We start from the raw sequence: 11,276 nt of genomic DNA, 5'->3' as shown, positions 1-11,276 counted from the left end.
CAAAGTAGGTGAATGTATGAAAAAGGAATTAATTTTCCCTGTGCCTTATTCTGAGTTTGTCCGTAAGAAGGATGCACAGTATGACGGGGATCCCAATGGAGATTACGTCATGTCTGAAGATGTTAATGAACTTCAGGAATCTATTGAACGAATAGAACGTGTCATTAACTTTAAGGAACTAGGAAGCACAGTTTCAAATGAGCTTAATAAAAAAGTAGATAAGGCAACCATATCTGATTTTGGTAGCCCGTTATTCGTTGGTTATAGAGGTGCATCTATTAACACGTATGATTCTATCGAAAAACGAATCAATGCCTTTAGTTACATTCCCCATGTTATGATTAATAAAGAAGAATCTACTAACTTTAATTTCTTTGTAGATGAAATTAAGAAGAGTGGAACGATGCTATATGGTATTATCAACTATCCTAATGTTGTTTTAAATAACATTGAGGCTGATATAACATGGTTCGAATCTAAAGGTTTTCATGGAGTGTTACTATCTAGTTTTGGATTTGAAAGCGGATGGAACAGATCGCAACAAAACCAAATTCTTCAATATATTCATGAAAGAGGAATGGCAGCAGTTATCACTGGTGAAATAGAAACCACATTATTTAATAAGCCTCATAAAAACAACCCTCAACAAGTAGACCTTAAAACATTAAAAGACGACATCTATCTGGCGCAGGATGTTTTTGTTTTAAATGGTGCTAAAAATAATTCCACGGTAATTCCTTCCGTTGTTTTCAATTTAAACAAAGCTCAAAAAGAAAGAGGAATTCAGATTTTCGTTGAAGATACAGCAGATGCAAGTAACGATAACAACAAGCTTTATCTATACGGGAAAATGTTATCTACACTGTACAACTTAGATGGATACAGTCTCGTTCCTCAGAGTCGATATGCTTTAAATGAAAAGGTAGAAAGATATCTTCATGGATTTGAGTTAGGAAAATGGAAAGCGCAGAATCCAGTCTACGTAGAAAAAGCAACTGCTACATCACGTTCTTTCTCTAAAGGAAGTCTTGTATTCGATAAAGTAAAAAACGAATGCTACATAAAAGGGGTAGGGTTAAATCCTTCAATCTACACATGGCAAGATAAACAAATCCCTGGTAGTGCAATTGATTTCGCAAGTGCCATTTATGGTTCTGAAGGTATTGAAACTCTTGTTGATGCAATTAATGACAATAATCATCTAATTCACTATTCGAAAATTGCTGGATTAACTGGAAGCGGTGCAACTCCGGATTCAATCAAGGATACTGTTATTAGGGCAATCAACAACTCACCTGCTGCTGTATCTAAGAATGGTCCTGGTGGTTATGATGCAATAGCAGGAAACGACTTTTTACATGGTGGCGTTATTGACTGCATTGACGCAGGATCTATTAAATCAGGGGTACTGAACATTGAAGCAATCAAGACCAATATCATTGAAGCAATTAATGCTTATATTGGTACAGCTAAAATCAATACAGCTGTTATTGGTGAGTTATCTGCAGAGCACATTGCAGCAAATGTTATTGATGCAATCAATATTTATGCAAAGAACATATCTTCAGAGTCCGCACTAATTGACAATGCGGTTATCGGGGAGTTAAAAGCCGAGAACATTCAAGCGGCCGTGATTAAAGCTGTTAACTTATATGCAGGAGAGGCCGTAATTGATTCAGCAAAGATTGGCCAACTTGATGCAGACCATATTAAGGCAGCTGTAATTGAAGCAATTAACGCGTCTATTGAAACTGCGGTAATTGACTCTGCAAAGATTGGTACCTTAACTGCAAGTCATATTAAAGGTATGGTTGTTGAGGCTATTAACCTTTATGCAGGACAAGCGAAAATCGATGCTGCTCAAATTGGTACCTTAAAAGCTGAAAACATTTCAGCCGGATTAATCGAAGCTTTAGAAATCTCAGCAGGAAGTGCGGACTTCGATAGATTACAAGCCTCTGTAATTGAAGCAATTAATGCAAGTATCGAACATGCTTTTATTGATGGAGCGATTATTGGTGAAGGTACAGTTGACTCTGCTCAAATTGCAGACGGTAGTATCACAGATGCAAAGATTGTTAGTTTAGTAGCTAATAAGATTGTTGCAGGTACTATTGATACTGGGCAAGTTACCCTACAAGGAACAAATGGTCATTTAAGAATTACAGGTAATAGATTACAAGTTTTTGATAATCAAGAAACACCTGTTGAGCGTGTATCTATTGGTGATGTTAATGCTGATGGATCCCTTTATGGGTTACGTGTTCGTGGTGCTGATGGAGTAACTGTTCTGTACGATGAAAAGGGTGTTTACTCAGAGGGTATTACAGACGGGGCCATTACGAATCCGAAAATCCAAAAAGGAGCAGTTGATGGTGGAAAACACATTGCAGCCAATACAGTAACCGCTGATAAGTTGGTAGCGGAATCTATTACTGCAAGAGAGTTAGCAGCGAAATCTGTTAATGCTAATCACTTACAAGCAAACTCTATTGTTGCAGGTAGTGGAGTTATTGGGAAAGGTGCTATTGGTGAAGCTGAAATCGCACAAGCTAGTATCACAGATGCTCATATCAAAACATTAAGTGCCAACAAAGTAACTGCTGGTTCTATTCAGATGACGAGTAGAAACTTAGTATCCAATGCAACATTTAGAAAAGGAACAATAGATTGGACTCTCGATTCAAACTTTAGCACTTCTGAAGTAAGTGAAATTGTTCGTTTAAATACCACAAATAGCCTTCACTTATTTACCACTGGAAAACCTCTGCAAAATTCAAGTGCATATTCTAAGTTTGTTCCTGCAAGTGTAGGAGAAAACTACTCTGCTTCTGTATATGTCCTTACAAAAAACCTCTCCGCTTATGATGGTGGGCATCCTAGAGTCGAAATCGAATACTACAATGAATCCGCTCGTATCACATCAAAAATAACCACTTCTATATTAACAGGAAATGATATATGGCAACGTATTAGTGTTACAGAAATTGCTCCTGCAGGAACGACAAGAGTTCGTTTACGAATCTATCATCCTAAAAACGGAGATACTTATTTCTGTAGACCAATGCTCCAAAAAGGAAACATCGTAACTGAATGGACTGGTGACGGTTCATTCATGACCGAAGATGGTTTCTATACAGGAGAATTACATGCAAACCAAATAACAGCTGGAAAGATTAAAGCTGGTATGGTTCAGATCGGACCAGATACACAGTTTGAACCGGGTTATAGTCCTGGTGAACTTCTTCAAGAAGTAGAAAAACGAACTCCTTATCGTGTAGAAATAATAAGTACAAATGGAATGTTCTTTAAACAAGGTGTTGTTTCAACGACATTAAGGGCTCAGGTGTACAAAGGTTCTACTGACGTAACAAGCCAATTACAAAACAATCAGTTTCTATGGAGAAGAGTAGATAAAGATGGTAATGAGGATATTCCTTGGAATCAAGCACATGCAGGATTAAAAGAAGTGCCAATTACCAGACAGGATTTAAAACAAAGAGCGACATTTCTATGTCAGATTATTAATAATTAGGTGTTGCGATTCCATAATGTAATAGATTACTTTGATTGGGTAAAACAAAGTAGTCTATTACTTTTTTAAATAAAACATAAATCAGAAAGAAGGGAAGAATATGAAAGTATTAGCAACTGGGTACATATCACTTGTTGATATTAACGATGCAATCGTATCAGATGTACCGCCCGCTGACCCTTCATTAGGAGCACTTTGGATTGACACAACTAAAGATCCTAATACATTAAGTAGTTGGGACGGGACTAATTGGGTTGAACAATCATTATCTATTTCCTCATTAGATCCATCATTTTATCAAGACGTAGAAAAACTAAAAGATTTTGCTGATAAAGCAGGAAGTGACGGTATCATTTCTTCAGGCGAAAAAGCAAATATTAAATTAATTCTAATGGAAATCACAGGTGATGTTCTTTCTGGACAAACTCTTCCTACTCTTGAAACGATTGATAAGGCAAAAGGCGGACAAGTTTATTTAGCAAGAGCAGAAGCTAGAGCTTCAGGTATTCCAATAACTCATGTGGATTATACAGCTTTTGAAACAGCCTACAGTGATTTAAAAACATATTTAGAGTCATTAACTCCGAGACCTTGGTTAACAGGGGATACAACAATTGATCCTGTTACATGGACAGCTAAATGGGACGCTTATTATGAAAAGCTTTCAAGATTAGCAGTTGCAACATCTACATATCTAGCAAATAGTATTAGACCAGGAGAAGACTACAACGGTGTTACTATCAATACTGATAAAGGTATTGTCGTTGTAAGAGGTGATGGTCTTTTTAGAACAATCCTGAATGCAACTGAAGGTATTTCTATTGAGAAGAACAATGCAGGTACATGGAACAAGATGTTCTATACAAACCTAGACGGTAAAATCTATGCAAACGGATTAGTTATTAGTTCTGATTCTAAAATAGCCGGAACAGATGCAAGCACAATCAAAGATAATGCTGCAGCTGGTAAAGCAGGTATTGATGATCTAACAAATGACTTAAAGGTTACTCCGTCAGAGAAAACAACACTAAGTAGAGAATGGGAAGCCATTAAAGCAGAATACGCACAAGTTTTAGCACAAGCAACTGCTCTTGGTGTTACAACTTCTACTTATACGACATCTTATACAAACCTAGATGGCGTTACTCCGAAAATAGCAGCCGAAGTATTAGCTACTATGACAACCACTTATACATTCGCTTCCGCATCTGCGAGAGATGCATTTAGAACAAAGATAAGCTCTTATTTTGCCGAGTCTGAAAAGATTAAGAAAGCAATCAATGACTCAATCAATAAATCAGCAAGCGATGCAAATAGCAAGTTTACTAATCTTCAAATTGGTGGTCGAAATTTAATTATCGAAAATAGTGATATAAGAACGTTGCCTCCAAGAAATAATGGAGATGCAGCCGACAACTACAACTACGAAAGATTTTATGTTGATATGGAATTAAATAAAGAGTACACAGTATCAGCTAAAGTTGAATTTACTACTCAAGAACCGGATACTGATACTCATATTTCCATATACCCTTATCCTGAAGGTAGCGACACGTTCGTTCCAATTATTGATGGTAAAGTTGTCTTTACATTTACTAAGAAATCTGCAAATACAAATAGTGTATTAATGTATGCAGGTAAGGCAGGGAGTACAAGAAGTAAGGGAGTTATCTTTAGGGAGATCCAAATCGAACAGGGAAATAAAGCTACGGCTTATCGATTGGCTCCAGAAGCTGTAGACAAAATGATTAACAGTATTTCATTCGGCGTCAGAAATCTAATAGACAACAGTCAGCTTTTTGGCATGCAATCAAACCATGCTACGAATTACCCAATAGATGTGACAGAGACATTAGAAGGAAATACTAAGTTTTTAAGAGTAAAAAATTCTAAAAAAGGAACAGATACTGTCACGTTTAGTGTATACAATTCAATTCTATTCACAGATATTCCAGAAAATCTTGCAGGTAAAGAGATTACGGTATCTCATAAAGTAAGGGCATCTAAGAATGTCGATATGACTTTGATGGCACTAGTCTTTAAAACTACTGGAACGCCTGACTTCAAATTCCTAGACTATGGGAAAATATATAATATCACAACTGAATGGCAAACAGTTTACTCAACTGTAACTCTACCAAGTGATTTATCTCAGTATGGTGGAATTAGATATATTATTTCCAGTCCAACAACACCACAACCTGATTTATATGTTGATTATAGAGAGTGGAAATTAGAATATGGAAATAGAGCTACCGACTGGACTCCAAGTACAGGAGATATTGACAAGTTAATTACTGATGTTGACAAGAAAGCCGAAGCGAGTAAGAGTGCTATTGCTGATATGACAAGTGATATGAAGATCACTCCTCTAGAAAAAAGTCAATTAAGTCGTGATTGGGAAGCTATCAAGGCAGAATACCCTCAAGTTTTAGCCTTAGCTCAATCCGCTGGTGTTTCTACATCTGCATATACAACCGCTTATACAAATTTAGATGGGACATCTCCAAAAATTGCTTCAGAAATTTTAGCAAAAATGAGCACAACATATTCATTTGCTTCAGCTGCTGCTAGGGACTTATTCAAAACACAGATGAACGTTTACTTTAGTGAATCTGAAAAAATCAAGAAAGCGATTAGTGATGTAATTAATAACTCAGCAAATACAGCTAATGATAAAATCGACAATTTAAAAGTCGGTGGACAAAACATCGTTAGAAAAAAACAAATAGTTCCTATTAATGCAGCATCTTCATCATTTGATGATTCTACAAATACATGGACTCTTACAATTAATGATGGTGCTGGTGGAACATGGGGAGCAGGCGTGCGAATCACTGAAAAATTTTCTGTTATCCCTATTGGGAGTTGGTACACAGTTAGCTTCGACGTGTATTCACCTGTTGATATCACATGGAATAATGACACTAACAACTTCCCTGTTGGTACAACATCTGGAACGAATGACAACGATGAAGTTGCATTAAGAAAGAATTCAGGTAGAAACATAAAAGCAAATACATGGACAAAATGTTGGTTCTCTTATAAAAACAAAGATAGTTCAACTACAGAGTTATATGACCAATCTAATATTGGGATAGTTAATAACACTGGTGCTCCCCTTACATTTAAAATCAGAAATGTAAAAGGGGAGTTGGGTAGTGTCGCTACTGATTTCTCTATATCCCAAGCTGACATTGATGATTCAATTGCTAAGGTACAGGATAATCTTGATAAGCTTTCTGTAGGTGGTAAAAACCTGCTATTAGAATCTAATACGGATTACTCAACAACAGATTATCTTATTAAGATGTATAACTTATCAGAGGATTGGATTGTGGGACAAGAGTACACATTTGTTATTAAAGGTACTGTTCCGGCTGGTCAAAAGTTCGGTATTTGGATGAATGGTGGTTCCGATATTATTGGACATATCACAACAACATATGTAAGTGGCGTAACTTACCTAACATTTAAAGCAATAGCCCCCAAAACCGGACACGTAAGAACATTGAGTTTATATAATTATCCTCAAAACACAACACTATCTACTGTAGATTGGGTTGCTCTATACAAAGGGAATAAACCAATGGACTGGTCTCCTGCTCCGGAAGATATTGAAAATACAATTCTCGGACAACTTAACAGTGGTAATAATTTACTTAGAAACTCTGGAGACTTTAGAAATCTAAATGGTTGGGTATTAAATGGTGGTACATCCCTAAACATTGTCCAAAAGGATGGTTTCTCTGTATTAGAAGCAGTCGGTTCTATTGCTTCTACTAATACAGTTAATGTCCCTGTAATTAAAGCAGGAACAGAGTATGTATACACTACAGAAATTATGTTTAGTGAAGATACAACAATAGCTAGTACAACTCCAATGCACTTTTGGTTCTTTGATACAGGCGGAAATAACAATGCAATAGAAAGAAATGCATTGATTTCTAGTGAGACTGTTGCTAAGGCAAACACTTGGACACGAATCTCGATACTCTTCAAGACGAAACCTACTATCAGTTCAGCAGCTTATTTCAAAGTCTTTATCTATGGTGCTCAATTAACAGCTACTAACAAGTACTGGGTTAAAAATGTTATGTTTTCTGAGGCTAACCGAATTGTTAACTGGTCTCCATCGACTCTTGATGTTTCAGATATGATCACAGACATACAAGTTGGTGGAAACAATATAATTCCAAACTCTTTATTCAAAACAATGGGTAAATGGAGAGGCTTCGGTACTGCTGGTGGAACAAAAACGGCAGGTGTAGATGTTGACCTAGCAGGATTCGGAACTGGTTTTCAATTTGAATCAGTCGTAAATGGTGAATATGGTCTTGCATTAGACAGTGTTAAAGTAACTATAGGAGAAACCTACACACTTTCAGCTTGGTTTAAATTAACTAAAACTGGTGTCATTAAGATGCAAGAAGGTAACTCGAATGTAAAATGGACATATACAAAATCCCAACCGGAAGTAGGTAAGTGGGTTCGTGTAGTTCATACATTCGTTGCAAAAGACAGTACATTAAGTGTCTATGCTGGGGCAGATTCATCATCAGTAGCAACTGCAGGATTCGTTACTGGATTCCAATTAGAAAGAGGGAATAAGGTAACAGACTGGAGCTTAGCTACTCAAGACATTAATGATTTAATCGATGCAGCAAATAAAAGATACGATGATATGAAGATCGGCGGCACTCAAATGCTGACTGGAACAGACTTTAAAGATGCTTCTGGTTGGAGCCGTTGGGGAAGTATTGGATCTGTTGGTCATTATGTGCAAACGCAATTGCCGACAGGAAAAGCATTATTTATGGAAACGAGAAACGGAACTACTCAGTTACCTGTTCCTTTAGATACTAAAATCGGGATGGCAAGTGATGGAAGAAAGTTTGCAGTTAAAAGCGGACGAGAGTATACACTTTCTATGAACGTTGCAACAAGCGAATTGGGTGACTTACTAGATTACATGTATTTAATGTATACGGTAGAAGGAGGTAACCGTCGTTTAGGTGATATCAAAACAACTGATTTCCCTAAGTTTGCTCCAATCGCAACAGGAAGTGCCACAAATTATTATAGTGTTAAGCTAACATTTAAAGCCGATCGTGACGACGACAATGCGTATATCTTAATTGGTGGTAGTACAAAACGAGAAATGACAGGTTCTAATGGTTATGCATGGATTCGTGTTAACTCATTAAAAATCGAAGAGGGGAACGTTGCTACATCTTGGGAGTTAGCTCCAGCAGATATCGATAAAGCTATTTCTGATACGGATAAAAAAGCTCAAGACGCAGCAAATAATGCAAACAATGCATTGAAACAGGGACAAGTAGTTGTAAACTCAACATTCTCCAACTGGACTCAGGCCTTCCCTGCTGGACTTGGTTCATGGACTAGTTCAAGCGTTTCAAAGGAGACAACTCTAACAAGAACTGGAAGCGCAATGAGATTTGATGTTCCAACAGATACTGCACAAATAGGAGCACAAATTACAACAGGATACTTTATCCCAAACCTTCCAAATAACAAGTACTATGTAGTTGAGTTAGACTTTATGTTAGTTAGTGGTTCAATAACAGGAGCGTGTGTCTTATTAGATTGGAATGGAATGAGTCCTTCTAGGGCATCAATTCATCTTTCAGATGTAGTATCTGCTCCAACATTAGGTAAGTGGTATACGGTTCGAGCAGTTATGAAAAGACCAACAGACAATCTATCTGGCTATTCAGCTATGGCTGGTTATTTACTTGCTAACTACTCTGGTTCTACAACAAACAAAGTTAAGAACATTGTCTTTGACAGACTTGTGTTTAGAGAACCTACACAACAAGAAATAGATGCTTATGAAATCACTACTATTGAAAACGGAGTAACTGTTATTGATGGTGGCAAACTTAAAACTAACTCTGTAAAAGCGGAATCAGTCGATGCAAGACGTTTAAGAGTAACAAACAATAGTGGTACTGTTACTTTAGAAATTACCAACACAGGGGAAGTAACTGTTAATGGTACAGTTTATATTAATAGTAGCTCAATGTTTGCCGATGGTTATGACCCATCAAAAACAGATGGTGGACGTAATATTGTTTTAAACTCTCGCTTCTCTACTGCAGATGCAACAAGTTGGACAACCTGGGGATCTCCTTCTGTAAAACAGGTAGAAGATATTACAGACTTGCCTGGTTTTGATAAAGCAGTTAAATTTACAACAACAGGAGCAAACCAAGGATTATACCAAACGCTTTCTGTTGAAAGTGGTAAAAAATATACTGCTTCTTGCTATGTGAAATCTTCATCTGGGCAAGGAATTATCCAAGTGAATGATGGTGCATCAGGTTATCCAGGCGCAACTATGGATCCAGGTGATGCGGGTAAAAATAAATGGGTCAAGTTGTACTTTACCTTTACCGCAAAAGGAAACACCGCACAGGTATACATCGGTAGAAGTGGTGAAGGTACAAATGGAACCTATTGGTTTACTGGTGTTAAGTTAGAAGAAGGATCAAAGTTGACAGCTTGGAATCCTGCTAATGAAGATACTGATGGATTAATAGGAAAAGTAGTAACTCCAAATGGAGACATTAAAGCACTTGATATTGCTTCTTCTATGTCTGTCACACCAGGAGCTATTGATGTAGTAAGTAAAAATATCAACTTAAAAGGTAAAGTAACCTTCTCTGATTTTGCTTCTGGATGGGCACTTGATTCAAAAGGAAACAAGATTAGTAACTCTGACCAACCGGGTTATGACCCTGCAAAGCCGCTTTATCTAGATATGGATGGGAACTACAGACCTTTATCAGATGAAAAGAATTTTATGTCGAACCTATTTACTAAAGACGACACAAATGGAGTTACGGTTATTGACGGTAACTACATTAAAACAGGAACAATTCAAGCAAAATACGCCAACTTTAGAGATGTCCAAGTATACAATGATTCAGGTCAACAGACCTTCCATATTGATACAAATGGTAACCTATCTACATCTGGTACCTCTCAATCTATTGGATATGAAAGACAGAAAAAAGGTTGGAAGATTGATGCCGATGGTTCTGCTGAATTCAATGCTGCTACTTTCCGTGGAGATATTGAATTAGGGTACTACAATGCACCAACAGATTCTTTTATTGTTACTGGTGGATTATTAAGTAGTATTGGCGGAACTGGTAAAGATTTAAGGTTCTGGGCAGGCCCCAATAAATCTACTGCTCCATTCAAAGTATTCTCAGATGGTACTTTAGAAGCGACTAAAGGATACTTCACAGGAACATTCTCTGGTGAAGTAGTGGTAGGAAATATCTCAATTCAAGATAGTAATTTAATAAAAGGTGATGCAAAAATCATCCTTACTGATGATTCAAAGATTCAGAAAGTTGTTCTTGGAGAATCAGCAGTAGAATTAAATACAAAAACGACTTTCGGTAACTTCTTAACGATAGATATCACTAATCAAAAACTCGATTTCGGAGCGAACGATTTCGGAATTGATTACAAAAACAATACAATCAGAATGAAAAGCTTCTCATTAAAGGGAACGACAGCTTTAGAATTTGTATCAGATGGTTCATCTGGTGATGATTTCATATTTAAAAACGTAACTGGTGATACATCGGTTAGAGTAGATGGTAGTTTTATTGCTAGGGACGATATTGAGATTACGAACGTCTTACGTATGAAAAAGTCTACAGATTCCGGCAATAAGGGTATAGACTATGTATTCATTTAGTAG

General features: G+C 37.0%; 2 protein-coding genes. Both read left to right on the top strand.

Features of this window, described 5'->3' with window-relative positions; translation table 11 throughout:
* Window positions 1–16: 16 nt before the first annotated feature.
* Entirely contained in the window at window positions 17–3,535 is a 3,519-nt protein-coding gene (locus HMPREF2590_RS19870; RefSeq protein WP_050822029.1) for a hypothetical protein, read from the top strand.
* Window positions 3,536–3,635: 100 nt separating this feature from the next.
* Window positions 3,636–11,273: a phage head spike fiber domain-containing protein gene (locus HMPREF2590_RS19865; RefSeq protein ID WP_050822028.1), complete on the top strand. Its 7,638-nt coding sequence runs from the start codon at window positions 3,636–3,638 to the stop codon at window positions 11,271–11,273.
* Window positions 11,274–11,276 lie beyond the last annotated feature (3 nt).

This window comes from Bacillus sp. HMSC036E02, assembly GCF_001836235.1.
Taxonomy (GTDB): Bacteria; Bacillota; Bacilli; order Bacillales; family Bacillaceae_G; genus Bacillus_A; species Bacillus_A cereus.
Note: the sequence above shows the minus strand (reverse complement) of the source record. Positions and strands in the feature narration are given on the sequence as shown.